This is a genomic window from Streptomyces tanashiensis (assembly GCF_014648895.1).
In the GTDB taxonomy this organism is placed as follows: Bacteria; Actinomycetota; Actinomycetes; order Streptomycetales; family Streptomycetaceae; genus Streptomyces; species Streptomyces tanashiensis.
In genome coordinates, this window is the sequence record NZ_BMRZ01000001.1 from 624,204 (window position 1) to 642,993 (window position 18,790).

16 protein-coding genes and 1 pseudogene are annotated in these 18,790 nt (G+C 73.8%); 13 read left to right on the forward strand and 4 right to left on the reverse strand.

What is annotated here, in order from left to right:
• Positions 1 to 189: 189 nt before the first annotated feature.
• The 9 genes from IE237_RS02795 (at position 190) to IE237_RS02835 (ending at position 11,355) form a co-directional block, all read left to right on the forward strand.
• The gene (locus IE237_RS02795; protein WP_189800166.1) at positions 190 to 1,248 is read left to right on the forward strand and encodes a DUF3344 domain-containing protein; all 1,059 of its coding nucleotides are present in this window, start codon (positions 190 to 192) and stop codon (positions 1,246 to 1,248) included.
• Position 1,249: 1 nt separating this feature from the next.
• Positions 1,250 to 2,386, forward strand: coding sequence for a glycosyltransferase (locus IE237_RS02800; protein WP_189800167.1), 1,137 nt, complete (start codon positions 1,250 to 1,252; stop codon positions 2,384 to 2,386).
• Positions 2,383 to 3,837, forward strand: coding sequence for a sugar transferase (locus IE237_RS02805; RefSeq protein WP_189800168.1), 1,455 nt, complete (start codon positions 2,383 to 2,385; stop codon positions 3,835 to 3,837). The genes IE237_RS02800 and IE237_RS02805 overlap by 4 nt, the downstream gene beginning before the upstream one ends.
• Before the next feature lie 2 nt (positions 3,838 to 3,839).
• Positions 3,840 to 5,162 (forward strand): O-antigen ligase family protein, encoded by a 1,323-nt coding sequence (locus IE237_RS02810; protein ID WP_189800169.1) that lies wholly within the window; start codon positions 3,840 to 3,842, stop codon positions 5,160 to 5,162.
• 934 nt (positions 5,163 to 6,096) lie between these two features.
• Positions 6,097 to 7,713, forward strand: a complete 1,617-nt coding sequence (gene murJ, locus IE237_RS02815) for a murein biosynthesis integral membrane protein MurJ (protein ID WP_229842209.1) — start codon at positions 6,097 to 6,099, stop codon at positions 7,711 to 7,713.
• Positions 7,613 to 8,413, forward strand: a complete 801-nt coding sequence (locus IE237_RS02820) for a polysaccharide deacetylase family protein (RefSeq protein WP_189800171.1) — start codon at positions 7,613 to 7,615, stop codon at positions 8,411 to 8,413. The genes murJ and IE237_RS02820 overlap by 101 nt, the downstream gene beginning before the upstream one ends.
• Positions 8,410 to 9,543, forward strand: coding sequence for a glycosyltransferase (locus IE237_RS02825; RefSeq protein WP_189800172.1), 1,134 nt, complete (start codon positions 8,410 to 8,412; stop codon positions 9,541 to 9,543). Before IE237_RS02820 ends, IE237_RS02825 begins: the two co-directional genes overlap by 4 nt.
• A gap of 13 nt (positions 9,544 to 9,556) precedes the next feature.
• Complete coding sequence (locus IE237_RS02830) at positions 9,557 to 10,234, forward strand: YveK family protein (protein ID WP_189800173.1); 678 nt, start codon at positions 9,557 to 9,559, stop codon at positions 10,232 to 10,234.
• On the forward strand, positions 10,231 to 11,355 hold the full coding sequence (locus tag IE237_RS02835; RefSeq protein WP_189800174.1) for a GNAT family N-acetyltransferase: 1,125 nt from the start codon (positions 10,231 to 10,233) through the stop codon (positions 11,353 to 11,355). The genes IE237_RS02830 and IE237_RS02835 overlap by 4 nt, the downstream gene beginning before the upstream one ends.
• Positions 11,356 to 11,799: 444 nt before the next feature.
• Here the strand turns inward: IE237_RS02835 and IE237_RS02840 are convergent.
• Positions 11,800 to 13,008, reverse strand: a pseudogene (locus tag IE237_RS02840) (glycoside hydrolase family 26 protein); the annotation flags it as partial.
• 157 nt (positions 13,009 to 13,165) lie between these two features.
• On the opposite strand from IE237_RS02840, the gene IE237_RS02845 reads away from it, so the two are divergent.
• Positions 13,166 to 14,476 carry a carboxylate--amine ligase gene (locus IE237_RS02845; RefSeq protein WP_229842211.1) on the forward strand — a complete coding sequence of 437 codons (1,311 nt, stop codon included), beginning with the start codon at positions 13,166 to 13,168 and terminating at the stop codon, positions 14,474 to 14,476.
• 26 nt (positions 14,477 to 14,502) lie between these two features.
• The gene (locus IE237_RS02850) at positions 14,503 to 15,759 is read left to right on the forward strand and encodes an FAD-dependent oxidoreductase (RefSeq protein ID WP_189800662.1); all 1,257 of its coding nucleotides are present in this window, start codon (positions 14,503 to 14,505) and stop codon (positions 15,757 to 15,759) included.
• 67 nt (positions 15,760 to 15,826) lie between these two features.
• On the opposite strand, the gene IE237_RS02855 is transcribed toward IE237_RS02850, so the two are convergent.
• Both IE237_RS02855 and IE237_RS02860 read right to left on the reverse strand, forming a co-directional pair.
• The gene (locus IE237_RS02855) at positions 15,827 to 16,060 is read right to left on the reverse strand and encodes a chaplin (protein WP_189800176.1); all 234 of its coding nucleotides are present in this window, start codon (positions 16,058 to 16,060) and stop codon (positions 15,827 to 15,829) included.
• Between the two features lie 176 nt (positions 16,061 to 16,236).
• The gene (locus tag IE237_RS02860; RefSeq protein ID WP_189800177.1) at positions 16,237 to 16,650 is read right to left on the reverse strand and encodes a rodlin; all 414 of its coding nucleotides are present in this window, start codon (positions 16,648 to 16,650) and stop codon (positions 16,237 to 16,239) included.
• Between the two features lie 219 nt (positions 16,651 to 16,869).
• Between IE237_RS02860 and IE237_RS02865 the strand changes: the two genes are divergently transcribed.
• Entirely contained in the window at positions 16,870 to 17,280 is a 411-nt protein-coding gene (locus IE237_RS02865) for a rodlin (RefSeq protein WP_189800178.1), read from the forward strand.
• Positions 17,281 to 17,357: 77 nt separating this feature from the next.
• On the opposite strand, the gene IE237_RS02870 is transcribed toward IE237_RS02865, so the two are convergent.
• Positions 17,358 to 17,564 (reverse strand): hypothetical protein, encoded by a 207-nt coding sequence (locus IE237_RS02870; RefSeq protein WP_189800697.1) that lies wholly within the window; start codon positions 17,562 to 17,564, stop codon positions 17,358 to 17,360.
• Between the two features lie 118 nt (positions 17,565 to 17,682).
• Between IE237_RS02870 and IE237_RS02875 the strand changes: the two genes are divergently transcribed.
• Positions 17,683 to 18,723 carry an LCP family protein gene (locus IE237_RS02875; protein WP_189800179.1) on the forward strand — a complete coding sequence of 347 codons (1,041 nt, stop codon included), beginning with the start codon at positions 17,683 to 17,685 and terminating at the stop codon, positions 18,721 to 18,723.
• Positions 18,724 to 18,790 lie beyond the last annotated feature (67 nt).

Consider the following 18,790-nt stretch of genomic DNA (forward strand, 5'->3'; position numbering starts at 1 on the left):
CGCACAGATACGGGAGTTAGCGTTTCCGGGCATCTAATGCGTACTATCGCCCCGCATCGGGGTTATAACGTTCCCGAACGTTGCTTCCGGGCCCGCCGCGCGTTCACCCATTTCGTGCGGACGACACCTTCTTCTCCCCCGGCCTACTCGGGTCTTCCCTCCCTTCTCTCATCAAAGCGGAGAACCTGTATGCGGAATTCAGCGGTTCTTGCTGTGCGTCGCAGCGTGTTGTGCGCCTTGTCGTGTGCGGCCCTGTCCGCCGCGCTCCCGGGCGCCTCCGCAGCCGCACCACAACCGCGGGAGGCGACCCGTGTCCCCTTCGCCGCCCGCCACCAGGCCGTGCAGCACGGGGGGATCGTGCGCGCCGCCAACACCTCGGCGAAGGGCGCGAAGGGCACCGAGTCGGTGAACGACCGCGCCACGATCGCGTACGTCGACGTGGACAAGGACCCCAACACGTACAACTCCAGCCGTGCCGCCCTCGCGGTGCCGGCCGGCGCCCGCGTCACCTGGGCCCGTCTCTACTGGGGCGGGAACCTGCGGGTGGGCGAGCAGAAGCCGCCGAAGGACAACGGCCGCGTGCTGATCGCCGAGCCGGGGGGCCAGTACAAGGCGCTGCTCGCCGACTCCCTGATCGGCCACCGCACGGCCGACGGGGCCGACGCCTTCCAGGCCTCCGCCGACGTCACCGAGCTGGTCCGGTGGGCGAAGCCGGGGCAGTGGACCGTGGCCCAGGTCAATGTGGCCATGGGCCGCTCCGCGGTGGGCGGCTGGGGCGGCTGGACGCTCGTGGCCGCGTACGAGAAGGCCTCGGAACCGCTGCGCAGGATCCGTGTCTGGGACGGTTTCGAAACAGTGGGTCCGCGCGCCGGCGAGCTGCGCGTCCCGGTCGACGGGAACCGTTTTCCCAAGGGCGTCTCCGGGCGTCTCGGGTTGATCGCCTATGACGGCGACCGCGGCACTTCCGGGGATTACCTGGCGGTGGAAACGAGCCGTTCGGAGAGCACGCGTCTCTCCGATTCCGCCAATTCCGAGGACGACGTGCTGAACTCCAGCATCACCGAATTCGGCGCCGGTCGGACCGTACGTCATCCCGATCGTACGAACACGCTCGGATACGACTCCGACGTGTTCGACCTGCGGGGAGCGCTGCGCGCGGGGGGCGACCGGGTCCACGTCCGGATCGGCAGCCGGAAGGACACCGTCTGGCTCGGCGCGGTCTTCCTCCAGGCCGACGTCCGGCGCTGACGTGCTGTCACCACTCGATACGGACCTCGCGTCCGTCACCGTCCTGCACGCGGTCCAGCCCGGCGACGGCGGGGTCGCCCGTGTCGTCGTCGACCTGGTCCGCGCCCAGCGCGCCGCCGGCCTGCGGGTCGCGGTCGCCTGCCCGCCCGGCACCGGGCTCTCCGCCGCCGTCCGCGCCGAGGGCGCCGAGACCCACGACTGGCGGGCCGGCCGTGACCCCGGTCCCGCCGTCCTTCGCGAGACGCGGGACCTGGCCTGGCTGATCCGCGTCGTACGGCCCGGGCTCGTCCACGCGCACAGCGCCAAGGCCGGGCTGTGCGCCCGACTCGCCGTGCGGGGACGGATCCCGACGGTGTATCAGCCGCACGCCTGGTCCTTCGAGGCGGTCGAGGGAAGGACCGCCGCGGTCGCCCGGCGCTGGGAGCGCTTCGGCGCGCGGTGGACGGACCGGATCCTCTGCGTGAGCGAGGCCGAGCGGCGTACCGGCGAGGAGGCCGGGGTCGCGGCGGACTGGTCGGTCGTCCACAACGGCGTGGACACGGCCCGGTTCACGACCGACGGGCCGCCCGGGAACCCCGCGCCCACCGTCGTCTGCGTGGGCCGGCTCTGCCGCCAGAAGGGGCAGGACGTCCTGCTCGCCGCCTGGCCCGCCGTCCTCGCGGAGGTGCCCGCGGCCCGGCTCGTCCTGGTCGGCGACGGCCCGGACGAGGAGCCGCTGCGGTCCGCCGCCGGTCCCTCGGTGCGGTTCACCGGCGCCGTCGCGGACACCGTGCCCTGGTACCGGGCCGCCGACGTGGTCGTCCTGCCGTCCCGCTGGGAGGGCATGGCGCTCGCGCCCCTGGAGGCCATGGCCGCCGGCCGGCCGGTCGTCGTCAGCGACGTGGACGGGGCGCGCGAGAGCCTGCCGTCCGCCCATGAACCCCTGTGCCTGGTCCCGCCCGAGGACCCGGCCGCGCTCGCCACCGCTCTGGTCCGCCTCCTCGGCGCGCCCGGGCTGCGGCACCGCCTGGGCCGCGAGGCCCACGAGCACGTCCTCAGCAGATTCGATGTCCGGCGCACCGGCGCGGCCGTCGCGGACGTCTACCGCGAGCTGGCCGGAGTGCGGGGGGCCGAGCACAGAGAGCCGATCGCGAAGTGACCACGGAAAGTACCAGCGTTCCCCCCTCGCCGGGCCCCTGGCCCACGGCGAGCCAGGCGGCCTTCGGCCTCGCCTCCCTGGCGCCGCGCCGCGGCACGCCCGGCCGTCTCGCGCTGCCGCGCCACCGCCGCGTGCCGCGCCGGTCCGGCGTGGCGGCGCTCGTGGCGGTCGACGCCCTGGCCGTCCTCGGCGCCGCGTCGGTGCTGAGCGCGGCGCACCAGGACCTCCGGCTCGTGCTGCCGGTCCTGGCGGTCGTCCTCGTCCTCGACGGGCACGCGGGGCTCTATCGGCCGGCCGCGCACACCCGGGCCCTCGACGAGCTGCCCGCGCTCGGCTCCCGCGCCGGGTTCGCCTGGTGCCTGGCGGCGGCGGCGGTCGCCGCGTACTCCCCCGCCCTGGCGATGGGGCCGCTGCGGCTGTGCGCCGCCTACGGCATTCATGTGGCCGTGGTGTGCCTGGTCCGCGCCGTGCTGCTCGGGCGGCGGCGCCGGATCGCGCGGGAGCGTCCGCGGTCGGCGCTCGTCGTCGGCGGGGCGGGGGCCGCGCGCCGGTTCGCGGCCGCGGCCGCCCAGCACCCCGAGTACGGGATGCGGCCGGTCGGGATCGTGGGCGTCCCGGAGCAGGGCGGAGCCCCCCGGATGCCCGGGGAGGCCGGGCTCCCGGTGCTCACCACGACCGAGGAGATCAAGCGGGCCGTCATCCAGAACGCCGTGCGCGACGCGGTGTTCCTCGACGACGAGCCCGGTCTGGTGACGCTCTTCCAGCAGTACGGCTGCGCCACCTGGCGGGTCGGCGGACGGCACCAGGACGGGCCGATGGGCGCGCACATGTGGGGGTACGCCTGGCGGCCGGTCGTCCCGCTGGGCGAGCGGCGCGGGCGGACCGCGAAGCGGGCCCTCGACATCGCGCTCGCCGCCCCCGCGCTCGCGGTCGCGCTGCCGGTGCTGCTGCTCTGCGCGCTGGCCGTGCGGCTCTCGGACGGTCCCGGGGTGCTCTTCCGGCAGGAACGGGTGGGCCAGCACGGGCGCCACTTCACGCTGCTGAAGTTCCGTACGCTGCGTCCCTCCGACGACACCGAGTCGGCGACCCGCTGGAACGTGGCGGGCGACCGGCGGATGAGCGCGGCCGGGAGCTTCCTGCGGAAGTCCTCGCTGGACGAGCTGCCGCAGCTGTGGAACGTGCTGCGCGGCGACATGAGCCTGGTCGGGCCCCGGCCCGAACGGCCCTACTTCGTCGCCCAGTTCAGCAAGATCCACACGGGGTACGCGGCCCGGCACCGGATGCCGGTGGGGCTCACGGGTCTCGCGCAGGTGCACGGGCTGCGCGGGGACACCTCGATCGAGGACCGCTGCCGCTTCGACAACCACTACATCGACCACTGGTCGCTCTGGCAGGACGTCTGCATCCTGCTGCGCACGGCGGCCGGCCTCGTCCGACCCACGGGGAGCTGAGAATGGCCACGGCCGTGACGGTGACGACGACGGTTCCGGACTCCGGTGCCGAGGTACGGGACTGGGCCCGCAGGGCCGGGGCGCTGTCCCCGGTGCTCGCCGTGATCGCGCTGCTGCTCGTCCCGGGCGGCGGCGGCGCGCAGGGCGGCACCGGAGGCACGGGGACGGTCGCGGACGCGGCCTCCGGGCTCCTGGTCCTGATCTGCCTGGTGCGGGTGATGCGCGGCGGGACCCGGCCGCTGACCCGGGCGGCGGCCGTCGTCCTCGGTCTGCCGGTGCTCGGGATCTGTCTGGCCGCGATCACCTCGCACGACCCGGCGGCGAGCCTGCCGGGCGTCGCCCGGTACGTGCAGATCTTCGTCCTCGTGCCGGCGGCCGTGCTCCTGATGATCCGCGACCGGCGGGACTTCGCCCTGGTGGCCTGGAGTCTGGTCGCGTTCGCGCTGCTCCAGGGCGCGGTCGGCGTCGTCCAGTTCCTGACGGGCACGGGCGCCTCGTACCAGGGTGAGGACATCCGCGCCGTCGGCACCTTCGGGGCCACCGACGTGATGGGCATGGCGACGGTCGTGGCGTACGGGCTCGTCGTCGTCACCGGGATCGCGCTCGGCAGCGGCCCCGGCCGCGTCCGCACGACCGCGCTGGTCTGCGCGGGTCTCCTCTTCCTGCCGCTGGTGCTGTCGTTCAGCCGGGGCGCGTGGATCGCGACCGTGCTCGCCTGCGCGATCCAGCTGCTGCTCGCCGGGGTGCGGCGGGCGGCACGGGCGGCGCTCGTGGCGGGCGCGCTCGGCGTGGTCCTCGTCGGCGGTCTCGGGATCGGCTCGGAGATGGTGAAGGAGCGGGTCACCAGCATCACGCAGGTGGCGGCCGCGCCGGACCAGTCGGTCACCGACCGGTACACGATGTGGGCGGCGGCCGGGCGGATGTGGCACGCGGAACCGGTCACGGGCGTCGGCCTCAAGGGCTTCCCCCAGTACCGCGACTCGAACGCCTCGCTGGCACTCTCCTCCGGCAGCGACACGGCCGGCGCGGGCGCCGCCTTCGCGCGCCAGCCGCTGCTCTCCCCGCACAACATGTACCTGCTCGTGCTGAGCGAGCAGGGCCTGGTCGGGCTGCTCGCCCTGGCGGGCAGCTGGGTGGCGCTGCTCGTCGGCGCGCTGCGGCGGCAGCGGCTCGGCGCGGACTGCGCGCTCGTCGCGACGGGACTGCTCTCCTGGCAGCTCATCGACTTCTTCTACGCGGACATCGGCGGCCCCTCCACGGTCCTGATGTCGGTCGTCTTCGGTCTGGCGGCCTGGTGGTCGCTGGCGGAGGTGAGGCGTGCGTGACCCGTGGGCCGGGGAACCGGAGCCCACGGACGCGCCGTGGGCCGACGGGTCGCGCCCCGCGCCCCGGCCGCCCTGCGGCGCCCCGCTGAACGACCCCTGGCAGGCCTCGCCTCCGGGTCCCACGGACTCCCCGTGGGACCCGGAGGCCGTCGTGCTGCCGGGGCCGGGAGCGGTGGCGGCCGGGACGGCCACGGGAGCGGGAGCGGGAGCGCGGGCCGGGACGGCCGCCGCGGTGGCCGGCGCCCGCGCCGCCCGCGCCACGCGGCCCCCGACGATCCCCGGGCCCGGCCCGGCATCCGCCCCCGGCCCCGGCGCGGCGGAGGCCGCGGGGGCCGCGGGGGCCGGAACGGGGCCGGACCGGCCCGGCACGGGATCCGGCTGGTCCGGTACTGGATCCGATTGGCCCGGCGCGGGATCCAACCGGTCCGGTACTGGATCCGGCTGGTCCGGTACTGGATCCAACCGATCCGATACTGGATCCGAATGGTCCGGCACGGGATCCAACCGGTCCGGCACTGGATCCGAATGGTCCGGCACGGGATCCAACCGATCCGGTACTGGATCCGAATGGTCCGGCACGGGATCCAACCGATCCGGCACTGGATCCGAATGGTCCGGCACGGGATCCAACCGATCCGATACTGGATCCGAATGGTCCGCCGCCGGGTCGGGCCGAGCCCGCGGGGAGTCCGGCCGGGACACTGCCGGGCCCGGCCGGGCCGGCGCCGGCTCCGGGCCCGTCGGTGTCGGGGGTTCCCGGGACGCCCGGCTCGTCGCCGGGGCACGGTGGGTGCCGCGCCGCCCCGCCGGGGCTCCGGCCGCCGCGCCCCGGCCTTCGGTCGCCCCTCCCCCCGGACGCCGGGCGCACGCCCGCGCGCGGGTCTCCCGCGCCCGGGCGTCCGGAGGCGGCGGGTTCCTGGCGAGGGCGGCGGCCGTGACCGCGGGTCTGACCGCGGCCGGGGCGGTCCTCGGGCTCGTGCGGGACCAGATCATGGCCGGGTACTTCGGCGCCGGGACCGGCACCGACGCGTTCCTGGTGGCGTGGACGGTGCCCGAGTTCGCCTCGACGCTGCTCATCGAGGACGCGATGGCGCTGATCCTGGTGCCCGCCTTCTCCCGCGCGCTGGCCCGGCGTTCGTCCGCCCTGTCCGGCGATCCGGTGCGTGCCCTGGTGCGTGGGACGCTCCCCCGGATCGTCCTCGCCCTCGGTGTCGCCGCCCTCGTCCTGATCGTCGCCGCCCCGCTGCTCGTGACCGCGCTCGCGCCGGGGCTGCCCGACCCGGCTCTCGCCGTCGACTGCACCCGGCTCACCGGCACCTGCGTGCTGTCCTTCGCCCTCGTGGGGTACTGCTCGGCGGCGCTGCGGGCGCACGGCCGCTTCCTGCCCCCGGCGGCGATCTACGTCGCGTACAACGCGGGGATCATCGGCACGATCCTGGTGCTGCGCGAGCCGTGGGGGGTGCGGTCCGCCGCCGCCGGGGTCGCCGTCGGCGGGGTCCTGATGGTCCTCGTCCAGGCCCCCTCGCTCCTGCGTGAGCTGCGGACGCCCCGGCGCACGGAGCCGGTGGCGGCCGCGCCCGCCTCCACGGGCGAGGGCCGCATCCTGGTCCTCGGACTCATCGCGCCCGTCGTCGCGTTCTCCCTGTGCCGCCAGTCCCAGACCCTGATCGAGCGGTTCCTCGCCTCGCCGCTGCCCGCCGGCGCCATCTCGCATCTGAACTACGCGCAGAAGGTCGCGCAGATGCCGATGATCCTCTCCCTGATGCTGTGCACGGTCAGCTTCCCGGTGGTCGCCCGCGCGCTCGCGGCGGGCGACCCCGAGGCGGCCCGCCGCCGGGTCGAGCGGGATCTGCTGCTCGCCGCCGTCGTCGTGCTCGTCGGCGCCTCGACGGTGATCGCCGCCGCCCCCCGGATCGTCGAGCTGCTCTTCGAGCGCGGTGAGTTCACCGGCGCCGACACCGTCTCCACGGCCGCCGTCATGCGGGTGTACGCGCTCGGCCTGCTCGGCCAGACGATGGTCGGCGCCCTCGTCCGCTGCTACTTCTCCGCCGCCCGCCCGCTCTGGTACCCGGCCGTCGCCATGGCCGCCGGCCTCGTCACGACCGCCGCCGCCGGCGTCCCCGGCGCCCACTACTGGGGCGCGGTCGGCATCGCCGCCGCCAACGCCCTCGGCATCACCCTCAGCGCCGTCCTGCTGCTGCGGGGCGCGCACCGCCAGGCCGTCCCCGTCCGCGTCGGCCATCTCGGCGAGGGACTGCTCCGGCTCGCCACCGCGAGCGCCTGGGCCACCGGCGCCGGCTGGCTCGGCCAGCTGGCGATCGACTCCTCCGCCCTCGCCGTCGCCGTCGCCGGACTGATCGTCGTCGGTGTCTTCGTGCTCTTCATCGCCTGCGCCGCCAAGGCGCCCGAGATCCCGCCCCTGCCCCGCTCCGCCTTCCGGAGGACCCCCCATGCCCGCCGCCACCGCGCTGCGCCGTCCGCTGCCGAAGCCGCCCCTGTGGAAGCCGCCCCTGTGGGTGGCGATGTACCACTCGATCACGGACACCGCTGACGATCCGTACCGGGTGACCGTCTCCCCCGTGCGCTTCGCCCGGCAGCTGCACTGGCTCGGCGACCGGGGGCTGCGCGGGGTCTCGGTGCGGGAGCTGCTCGCCGCCACCGCCGAGGGGCGCGCCAAGGGGCTCGTGGGCCTGACCTTCGACGACGGGTACGCGGACTTCCTCGACTCGGCGCTGCCGCTGCTGCGCCGGCACGGCTTCACGGCGACGGTGTACGTCCTGCCGGGCCGCCTCGGCGGCGAGAACGGCTGGGACACGGCCGGGCCCCGCAAGTCGCTGCTCGACGAGGACGGCATCCGGCGGATCGCCGAGGCCGGCATGGAGATCGGCTCGCACGGCCTCCGGCACGTCCGGCTCACCGAGGCCGACGACGCGACGCTCGCCGCCGAGACCCGGCAGAGCCGTGAGCTCCTGGAGGAGATGACCGGCCGGCCGGTGGACGGCTTCTGCTACCCGTACGGGCAGGTCGACCCGCGCGCGATCCGCGCCGTGCGCAAGGCCGGTTACCGCCACGCCTGCGCCATCGACCCGGGCCCGCACACCGGCACGTACGCCCTGCCCCGCATCCACATCGGCGAGAACGACACCCCCTGGCGGCTCACCGCGAAGCGGGTCCTGCACCCGCTGCGCCGCCGCCATCCCGCCGATCTGCCCACCGCCCCGTACGCCCCGGCCCCGGTCGGTGCGCCGTGAGGGTCCTGCACGTCATCACCGGGCTCGGCATCGGCGGGGCCGAGCAGCAGCTGCGGCTCCTGCTGCGCCACCTCCCGGTGAGCGGCGGGGTCGTCACGCTCACCAACCCGGGCGCCGTCGCCGCGGGCATCGAGGCCGACGGCACACCCGTCACCCACCTCGGCATGACGGGGAACCGCGACATCGGGGCGCTGCCCCGGCTCGCCCGGATCGTCCGGCAGGGCCGCTACGACCTCGTCCACACGCATCTGTACCGGGCGTGCGTGTACGGCAGGACGGCGGCCCGGCTCGCCGGGGTCCGCCGGGTCATCGCCACCGAACACTCCCTCGGCGAGACGCAGATCGAGGGCAGGCCGCTCTCCGCGGGCACCCGCGCCCTGTATCTGGCGTCCGAGCGGCTCGGCACCTCCACGGTCGCCGTCTCGCCCAGCGTCGCCCGCCGGCTCGCGGACTGGGGCGTGCCCCCGGACCGCATCCGGGTGGTGCCGAACGGCATCGAGACCGGCCGGTTCGCCTTCGACGCGCGCGCCCGCCGCCTCACCCGGGGCGTCCTCGGCATCCCCGAGGACGCGTACGTCGTCGGCGGCGTCGGACGGCTCACGCCCGGGAAGAGGTTCGACCGGCTGGTCCGGGCGGTGGCCTCGGTGCCGGAGGCCCGGCTGCTCCTGGTCGGCGAGGGCGAGCACCGCGAGGAGCTGCTGCGGGTCGCCCGGGAGTGCGGGGCCGCCGGCCGGATCCTGCTCGCCGGGGCCTGCGAGGACCCGCCGACCCACACCCCGCTCGGGCCCACGCTGCCCGAACTCCTCTCCGCCATGGACGTCTTCGTGTCCACCTCACCCGACGAGACCTTCGGGCTCGCGGTCGTCGAGGCGCTCGCCGCCGGCCTTCCCGTGCTGTACGTGGCCTGCCCGGCGATCGACGACCTGTCCCCGGACGCGGCACCGGGCGCGCGCCGGATCGGGGAGTCCGTGCCCGAGCTGATCTCCGCGCTGCGCGGCCTCGGGGACGCCCGGCCCACCCGGCTCCCGCCGCCGGCGGCCGCCCACCGCTACGACATCGCGCACAGCGCACGGCAGTTGATGTCCCTCTACGACCAGGCCGTCCACGGCACCCCCTCCCCCGCGAAGTGAGAGAGCCCGCACCATGAACACCACCCCACCCCGCGCCTTCCTCCCCGCCGGCCTGCGCTCCCCGGGCCGCTGGGCGGTCCTCCCTGCGGCCGTCCTCGCCGGGGCGGTCCTCGGCGGCGGCTACGGCGCCCTGAAGACCCCGGAGTACGCGGCGACCAGCTACGTGATCGTCGTACCGGCCGAGAAGTCCGACCCGGCGGCGGCGCTCGGCTTCGCCCAGGCGTACGGGCGGGTCGCCACCGACATCGCGGTGACCGGCGACGCCCAGGTGTGGGCGGGGGTCACCGCCGACACCCTGCGGAAGAACGTGCTGGCCGCGACCTCCCCCGACGCGCCGATGATCTCGATCACGGCACGGTCGGCGAAGCCCGCCCAGGCGGTCTCGATGGCCGACGGGGTGGCCCGCGCGCTCGTCCTCAACAGCACACACGTCGCCGGCAGCACCGGGGTGAAGGTCGTCCAGTTCTCCCGCGCCACCAAGCCCGTCGCCCCCGTCTCCCCGTCCACGTCGCTCTCCGCGCTCGTCGGCGGCTGTGCGGGCGGTCTCCTCGGCGGCCTGGTCCTCCTGGTCCGCCCGAAGCGCCCCGCCTCCCGCGACGGGGCCCGGCATTCCCGGCAGGCGACCGCCCCGGCCCCGTCCGCCCCCGTGCCCGCCCCGGCGGTCGCCCAGCACCAGCCGGAGGCGGTGTGAGCCCGAGAGCCCTGCGGACCGAGGTCTGCCGTGACGAGGAGGAGTTCGGGCGGCTTTCGGCCGAGTGGACGGCGCTGTACGGGCGCTGCTCCTCCGCCACCCCCTTCCAGTCCCACTCCTGGCTGCACTCCTGGTGGCTCTCGTACGGCCGGCCCGGTGCGCTGCGGGTGGTGCTCGTACGACGGGAGGACGGCGAGCTCGTCGCCGCCGCTCCCCTGATGCGGGCCCGCGGGCCGCTGCCCGTCCTCACCCAGCTCGGCGGCACCATCACCGACTTCACGGACGTGCTCCTCGACGACGGCTGCCCGGAGGCGGCGTCCGCCCTGGCCGGGGCCCTCGCGCGGGCCGCCCGGGGCGCCGTCGTCGACCTGCGGGAGGTCCGGCCCGGCGCGGCCAGCGAACGGGTCTTCGCCCACTGGCGCGGCCCGCGCCGCCGGCTGCCCGACTCGCTCTGTCTGGAGCTGCCCGCCGTCCCCATGGAGGGCCTCCTCGAACGGATCCCGTCCGGGAAGGCCCAGCGGGTCCGTGCCAAGCTGCGGAAGCTGGACGCGCTCGGCATCGACGCGCACGTGGTGACCGGCGAGGAGGTCCCGGCCGCCCTCGACCGGCTCCTGAGCCTCCATCAGCTCCAGTGGCAGGGCCGGGGCGTCACCGCCGAGCACACCAGCGAGCGGTTCGCCCAGCACCTCACCCGGGCCGTGCGGCCCATGGTCGAGCGCGGCGACGCGATGGTGACCGAGTTCCGGCTCGCCGGGGACGTGGTCGCCGCCGATCTGACCCTGATGTCCCCGCGGCTCGCGGGCGGCTATCTGTACGGCGCCGACCCCGCGCTGCGCGCCCGCAAGGTCGACGTGGCGACGATGCTGCTGCGGCACGGGGCGCGGGAGACCAGTGCGGGCGGGCGGGCGACGCTCAGCATGCTGCGGGGCAGCGAGTCGTACAAGCAGCACTGGCGGCCCGAACCGGTCCGCAACCGCCGGCTGCTCCTCACCGGGCGCGGTACGGCCCCGCTCCTCTGGCTGTGCGCGGGCGCGGCCGACGCCCGGCGCTGGGTGGCCCGGCAGGCGCGGGAACGGGCCTGGGTGGGGCGGGCGCTCGGCCGCGGCGGTGGTGGCGGATGAGCTCCGCCACCACCGCCGTGAGGGACGTCAGAAGGGCCAGACCTCCTTCAGGGTGTCCTTCCAGTCGAGGTCGACCTCGTCCTTCCAGTTGTCCTTCGGGACGCAGACGGGCCCGCCGATCCAGCTCTCGACCCACGAACCGAGCTCGACGGTCCAGCAGTCGGGCTTGGGTTCCGGCTTGGGCTCCGGCTTGGGCTCGGGCTTGGGCTCCGGCCTCGGCTCGGGCTTCGGTTCCGGCTTGGGCTCCGGCTTCGGCTCCGGCTTCGGCTCGGGCTTCGGTTCCGGCTTCGGCTCGGGCTTGGGTTCCGGCTTCGGCTCGGGCTTCGGCTCGGGCTTCGGCTCGGGCTTCGGTTCCGGCTTCGGCTCGGGCTTGGGTTCCGGCTTCGGCTCGGGCTTGGGCTCAGGCTTGGGCTCAGGCTTGGGCTCAGGCTTGGGCTCAGGCTTGGGCTCAGGCTTGGGCTCAGGCTTGGGCTCAGGCTTGGGCTCAGGCTTGGGCTCAGGCTTGGGCACAGGGACCGTCGGGTCCGTCGGGTCTACGGGGTCCGTCGGATCGGTCGGATCGACCGGGTCCACCGGATCGGTCGGGTCGACCGGGTCCGTCGGATCCGTCGGGTCGACCGGGTCCGTCGGCTCCGTCGGGAGTTCCGGTTCCGTGCCGTACAGCATCTGCCGGAACACCAGCGACGACCGCGGATTGTCGTCGCACTGCCAGACGCCGTGCGGGCAGTAGTCGGTGATCGTGTGGTAGAGCGGCTTGTGCTGCTTCATCCACTCCAGCATGCGCCGCATGTATTCCGGATTGTCGCCGTTCCGGAAGAGCCCCCATTCGGGGTAGGAGATCTGCTTTCCGTGCTCGGCGGCGAAATCGACCTGCTTCTGGAGCCCGTACGGTTCGCTGACGTGCCGGTCGAAGTCGCTCCCCGGCGGCTGGTCGTACGAATCCATGCCGATGATGTCGACGACGTCGTCGCCCGGGTAGCACTCGGTCCACGGAATCGCGTCGCGCCCGCGGCTCGGATTGAAGTCGAAGCGGAACTTCTGGCCCGGTACGGCACGCATCGCGGTGACGATCCGGTTCCAGTACTTCTTCCACGCGGTGGGATCGGGAGCGCACCGGTGGGTGTAGGTGGTGCCGTTCATCTCCCAGCCGAGGACGATGACGGTGTCCCTGGCGCCGAGCTCGACGAGGCGTTCGGCGAGGGTCGTGAAGTGGTGGTCGTAGTAGCCGGCGGCGCCGAGCTGGAGCTGGCGGCGGACCTCGTGGTCGGGGACGCCGGCCTCGTTGCGCTCCAGCATGGGGACGTTGAGGACGAAGAGCCGGTCGGTCCGCTCGTTGCGCCAGTCGGCCCAGGCGTCGAGGAAGCCCGGGGGTCCCTCGATGTTCTTCCAGCGGTCGCCCGGCAGGTAGGTGTGGCCGACGCGGAGCTCGTGGCCGCCGAGCCACTGCTGGAGCTGCCCGATGCGGGCGACCCCGAGCGCGCCCGATTCGAGGAAGGCTCCCATGGCGCCGGAGAGAGTCGGACCGGGGTCTTTCGTCGTTACGGATTCGGTGGCGTGCGCGGGGGACGAGAGCACGACTGAGCCCGAGGTGAGGAGACCGGCGGTGACCACCCCCAGCCACACTCTCGCTGTTCTCCGGTGGGCAGCTGCCATGGCCGCTCCTTCGCTCCGTAGGCCATTTGATGGTCCGTCAATCCGATACTCCGAAAGTATTCCTAATGAGCCGACCGTGAACTCTGCTTCCATCTGATCAGTAGTCCATTAGAGGATTTCATCGCCCACTTGGGGCACCCGAGATGAAGGGCATGCCGTGCTGAGCCATCAGCATTTCGACATCAGCGTCCCCACCGTCCTGGTGCGGCTCGACCGGAACCCCTTCCATCACGGCACACTCGGCGCCGCGCGCTCGCTGGGACGGGCGGGAATTCCGGTCCACGCGGTCATCGAATCGAGCACCAGTCCGGTCACCCGCTCCCGCTTCCTCCGCTCGGCCCGGGAGCGCCCCGGGACGAATTCCTCCGCCGAGCTCTCCGCCCTGCTGAACCGCGTCGCGGACCAGATCACCGACGATCCGTCACATCCCGTGCTGGCCGTGCCGCTGGACGACGTGAGCGCCCTCGCCCTGGCCCGGCGCCGTGCCGGACTCGTCCCGCGCTTCCTGCTGCCCGAGCAGACCGAGGAACAGCTGCTGCGGGTCGCGGACAAGGCGGAACTCGCCGAGACCTGCGCCGGTCTGGGCCTGCCCCATCCCCGTACCGAACTCCCCGAGGGCGCCGACGAGGCCGCCGCCATGGCCTGGTCGCTCGGCCTTCCGGTGGTCGCCAAATGGAGTCGCCCCTGGCTGCTCCCGGCCGGCGGCGGGCTGCGCAGCACCTCGATCGTGCGGTCCCTGGCCGAGGTGCGGGAGCTCTACGCCCGCACCCCGGAGGCCGGCAGCCGGCTGCTGCTCCAGGAACTGCTCCCGGCGGGCCGGGACCTCGACTGGTTCTTCCACGGGTACGTGGACTCCGCGGGCCGCTGCTCGACCGGGGCGACCGGCCGCAAGGAACGCTCCTGGCCGGACGGGGCGGGGCTGACCGCCTCGGGCCGCTGGACGGTGAACCCCACCGTCGACCGGACGGCCCGCGAGCTGCTCGACGCGCTGGGCTACCGGGGCGTGTGCGACCTGGACTTCCGGCTGAACAGGGCGACCGGCGCGTACCACCTGCTCGACTTCAACCCCCGGCCCGGCGCCCAGTTCCGACTCTTCACCGACCCGGACGGCCTGGACGTGGTCCGGGCGCTGCACCTGGACCTCACCGGCCGTCCCGTGCCGCCGCACTCCCCCGCGTACGGCCGCCGGTTCCTGGTCGAGAACTACGCGACGCTCTCGCTGCTCGCCTCCCCGCGCCGCCGGTACGCGCCGGAGCCCGGCGGTACGCGGGAGCGGACCGAGTGCGCCTGGTTCGCGGCCGACGATCCGGCGCCCGCGCTCGCCATGGGGGGCGCGTGGCTCACGCACCTGCTGCGCAAGGCCCTGAAGACGCTGCGCCGGGCGGTCGCGTCCCGCCTGGCGGGCCCGGCCGCCACCCCCGCGGCGCCCCCGGCCCGCACCTCGACCGACCAGCTCACCCCACGATGAACGCGGAAGGCACGATGTCGAAGTCGATGTACGACCTGGTGGTCGTCGGGGCCGGACCCTACGGCCTGTCCGTGGCCGCCCACGCGGCGGCCCACGGGCTGAACCTCAGGACCTTCGGTCGCTCGATGGAGTCCTGGCACGCCATGCCCTCGGGCATGTTCCTCAAGTCGGAGCCCTGGGCCTCCCACCTCTCCGACCCGGAGGGGGCGTACGGGCTCGACGCCTACGCGGCGACCAGGGGCGTCCGCGCCGAGCACGGCGTGCCGCTCCCGGTGGACCTCTTCGCCGCGTACGGCGACTGGTTCGCCCGGCAGGCGGTGCCCGCGCTCGACGGGCGGCTCATCGGCTCCGTGGCGCCCGCCGCCGGGGGCTTCGAGCTGCGCACCGAGGACGGCGAGGCGCTGCGCGCCCGGACGGTGGCGCTGGCCGTCGGCGTCCTGCCCTTCCTGGAGATCCCCGGGCCCCTGCGGGAACTGCCCCGGCGGTACGTCACCCACTCCAGCCACCACGGCGAGCTCGACGGATTCGCCGGCCGGGACGTCACGGTCGTCGGGGCCGGACAGGCGGCCCTGGAGACCGCAGCGCTCCTCAGCGAGCGGGGCGCCGCCGCCGTACGGATCGTCGCCCGCGCCGACCGGCTGAACTGGAACACCCTGCCGCCGGCCCTCGACCGCGGCCTGTGGCCCTCGCTGCGCGCCCCGCACACGGGTCTCGGCTGCGGCTGGCAGAACAAGCTGTACGCGGACACCCCCGGGATCTTCCGGCGCCTTCCGGCCGCCACCCGTGAGCGGATCTTCGACGCGGCACTCGGCCCGGCGGGCGCCTGGTGGCTCCGCGAGCGGTTCGCGGCGGTCGGCGACGTCCGCCTGGGCCATTGGATCACCTCGGCGGCCGTGACCGGGGACGAGCGGCTGCGGCTCGACGTTGCGGGGCCCGACGGGACGTCCGTCGTGGAGACCGACCACGTGATCGCGGCCACCGGCTTCACTCCGACCCTGGACCGGGCCGGGGTCCTCTCCCCCGCGCTGCGCGGGGCGCTGCGCAGGGTCGGCGCGGGCGGCGCTCCGGAGGTCGGCGGCCTCTTCGAGTCCTCCTGGCCGGGTCTCTTCCTCGCCGGTCTGCTCACGGCCCCTTCGTACGGGCCGTCGATGCGGTTCGTCTTCGGCGCCGAGTACACGGCGGGGCGGCTGGTGAAGGGCGTCCGGCAGCGGCTGCGGGCGGGCGCCGGGAGCGGGTTGCCGGGCCGGCCGCGGACGGGCGGGAAGGCGCCGGTCGCGGCATGACGGAGGGCCGGTCCCGGGGAGCGGATGCTCTCCGGGACCGGCCCTCCGCGCCTGCGGGCGCCGGGACTCAGGCGTTGATGCAGGTGTTGAAGGCGGCCGGGTTCAGGGCGCCGATGACGTTCACGCTGTTGCCGCAGACGTTGATCGGGACGTGGATCGGGATCTGCACGACGTTCCCGGAGAGGACGCCCGGCGAACCGACGGCGAGACCGTGCGCGTCCGCGTCCGCGAAGGCGGGCGACGCCACACCCAGGGCCATGACGATTCCGGCGACGACGGCCGCAGCCTTCTTACAGTTCATTTCGTCTGGATCCTTTCCTCGGCGGAATACGTTTCCGCTGCACACAACACAACGAACATCCCGCGCAAAGGAAACCGGAATAACAGCGGCACCTTCGCTTTCACTCCATTGCCCGCACGGAACAGGGCCGGAGGGAACGTGAGCGCTCCCTCCAGCCCTGTCGTGCGCGAAACGGATCAGCCGTTGTAGGCGCCGTTCCCGGAGAGGACCGGGATGTCCTCGATGAGGTGCGACAGCGGCTCGTCGCCCTTGGCCTGGGTGGAGTTCTCGGCGCACTGCTGGTTCTGCGGGGACGACAGGACGTTGACGTCCTGGACGGCGACCGGAACCAGGAGACCGAAGAGGGGGCCGACGTTGCCCTTCACCGGGGCACCGAGGCAGAGCTTGTTCAGGGAGCCCTGGACGGCGGAGAACTGCGGGCTCATGTCGCCGTGGGTCTTGGAGTTGCCGAACGACTGGTGCGCGCCGTTGCCCGAGAGCGAGGTCGTGCCGCCGTCGTCGGCGATGGCGAGCGCCGGGGAGACCGCCGCAGCAGAAACGCCCACGACGGAGGCCGTGACAGCCGCAGCCGCCATAATCTTCTTGATCACGGTGATTCCGTTCCTGTTCCCACCAATCGACCTGATTGATGCGACGGGATCAACTGCGGCCGCGGGCTTTGGTTCCGGCGCTTCACTCGTTCGACTGGGTACGCGTTTCGCGCTGCCGCGTGCGCTCCGCCAAGGGGGTGACACGGCGGAACCCCTGCGTCCGAAGGCCTGTTGATCAGGTCGCTCCCTGCACGGAGCAGGTTCTAGAAGGGAACTCCCGTGATCAAGAAGGTTATGGCCACCGCGGCCACGGCCGCGGCCATCGTCGGCGCCTCCGCCGCCGTGGCCTCCCCGGCGCTCGCCATCGCCAACGACGGCGGCACCACGTCGCTCTCGGGCAACGGTGCGCACCAGGAGTTCGGCAACTCCGCCACCTACGGCAACATGAGCCCGCAGTTCGCGCTCGTCCAGGGCTCCCTGAACAAGCCGTGCATCGGTCTGCCGGCCAAGGTCAACGCCGGTTCGCTGATCGGTGCCATCCCGATCGCCGTCCAGGACATCAACGTCCTGTCGTCCCCGCAGAACCAGCAGTGCACCGAGAACTCCACCCAGGCCAAGGGTGACGAGGCTCTGTCGCACATCCTGGACGACATCCCGGTCCTGTCGGGCAACGGCGTCGGCAACCACTGACGTTCCGCCTGAGCACGACGACGTTCACACGTCAGGGGCCGCCCTCCGGGGCGGCCCCTTTCGTCCGTCCGCAGGTGCTACCAGTTCGGCCAGACCGGCGTCGCCATCAGGCGCTCCCACTCCCGGTCGGGCATCCCCGGCACCGCCCGCCCCGCCTGCACCCACTGGGTGACCAGTGCGGAATAGACGGGGAACGGAGTGCTGTCGGCCGGGGGCGGGTCGCTCACATATCGGCTCTTCGGAATGAAGGCCATCCGTTCCCATTTTCCGGGATCCGGCGCCATTTTCGCTCCTTCCGCTGCGATTCCCGCATCATTACACAGGCGCCGCAGGAGAGTGATTCGTCCCGTTCAAGTCGCGTCGCGTACCTGTGTGCGAGCGGGTCGAAAATACGGTGCGGAGATGAAATTCCCGCTCCCTCGGCCGGCCCGGCGTCCGCTGCTCGCCGCGGCGGCTCTCGCCTCTCTCGCCGCACTGTCCCCCGGGGCGCTCGCCGTCGCCCCCACCGGTCTCCCCGCCCCCGAGAAGGGGCTGAATCTGCTGGTCGTCGGCATCGACAGCCGCAAGGGCATCACCGAGGAGGAGAAGGAACGTTTCCACCTCGGTGGGAAGGGGTGCGACTGCACGGACGTGATGATGCTCGTGCACGTCTCGGCGGCGAACGACCGGGTCGAGGTCGTGGGCCTGCCCCGCGACTCCCTCGCCTCCCTCCGGGCGGGGCACGTGGACCGGCGCACCGGGAAGACGCACGCCGCCCACCAGGCGAAGATCAACGGCGCCTGGACGGAGGGCGGCTCCGCGTTCACGGTGGAGACCGTCGAGTCGATGACCGGGCTGCCCGTCCACCGCTATCTGGAGATCGACTTCCGGCGCTTCATGGACACCGTGGACCGCGTCGACGGCGGCGTACCGATCTGTACGGAGCAGCCGCTCAAGGACCCGTCCACCGGCATCGACCTCCAGCCGGGGACCAAGCGGGTGGCCGGCGGCGAGGCGCTCCAGTACGTGCGGTCCCGGAAGGCCGACGGACAGATGGACTTCGGCCGCATCCGCAAGCAGCAGAAGTTCGTCGTGAACACCCTGCGCCGGCTCCACGACGGGATCCTCGACGACCCGGCGCGGCTGAAGGCCCTCGCGGACACCCTTCGCGGGACGGCGGCGGCCGAGCGGGGGATCTCGACGGCGGAGCTGCTGACCCTCGCCGCGCACCTGCGGGACCTGCCCCCGGAGCGCACGGAGTTCACGACCGTGCCCGTACGGGGCTTCAACCCGGACATCGAGGGTGTCGGGTCCACGCTCGCCTGGGACGAGGAAGGGGCCGCGGAGGTCTTCGGGCGCCTGGCCGAGGACCTGCCGCTGCCCGCCGCGGGGGCCGTCGCGCCGAGCGAGATCCCGGCGGCCGTGTACCGGCCCGCCCGGGGTTCTTCGCTCATCTGCCCGTAGGCCGTCCGGTGGACTTCCCGGAACCTCCGGACCGCTGACCAGTTGATCAGCACGGCTCGGCACTCAG

Coding starts and splice junctions, on each gene's coding strand:
- IE237_RS02830 (WP_189800173.1), top strand. CDS start 9,557: ATGAACACCACCCCACCCCGCGCCTTCCTCCCCGCCGGCCTGCGCTCC.
- IE237_RS02875 (WP_189800179.1), top strand. CDS start 17,683: ATGAAATTCCCGCTCCCTCGGCCGGCCCGGCGTCCGCTGCTCGCCGCG.
- IE237_RS02855 (WP_189800176.1), bottom strand. CDS start 16,060: ATGAACTGTAAGAAGGCTGCGGCCGTCGTCGCCGGAATCGTCATGGCC.
- IE237_RS02850 (WP_189800662.1), top strand. CDS start 14,503: ATGTACGACCTGGTGGTCGTCGGGGCCGGACCCTACGGCCTGTCCGTG.
- IE237_RS02810 (WP_189800169.1), top strand. CDS start 3,840: ATGGCCACGGCCGTGACGGTGACGACGACGGTTCCGGACTCCGGTGCC.
- IE237_RS02795 (WP_189800166.1), top strand. CDS start 190: ATGCGGAATTCAGCGGTTCTTGCTGTGCGTCGCAGCGTGTTGTGCGCC.
- IE237_RS02870 (WP_189800697.1), bottom strand. CDS start 17,564: ATGGCGCCGGATCCCGGAAAATGGGAACGGATGGCCTTCATTCCGAAG.
- IE237_RS02820 (WP_189800171.1), top strand. CDS start 7,613: ATGCCCGCCGCCACCGCGCTGCGCCGTCCGCTGCCGAAGCCGCCCCTG.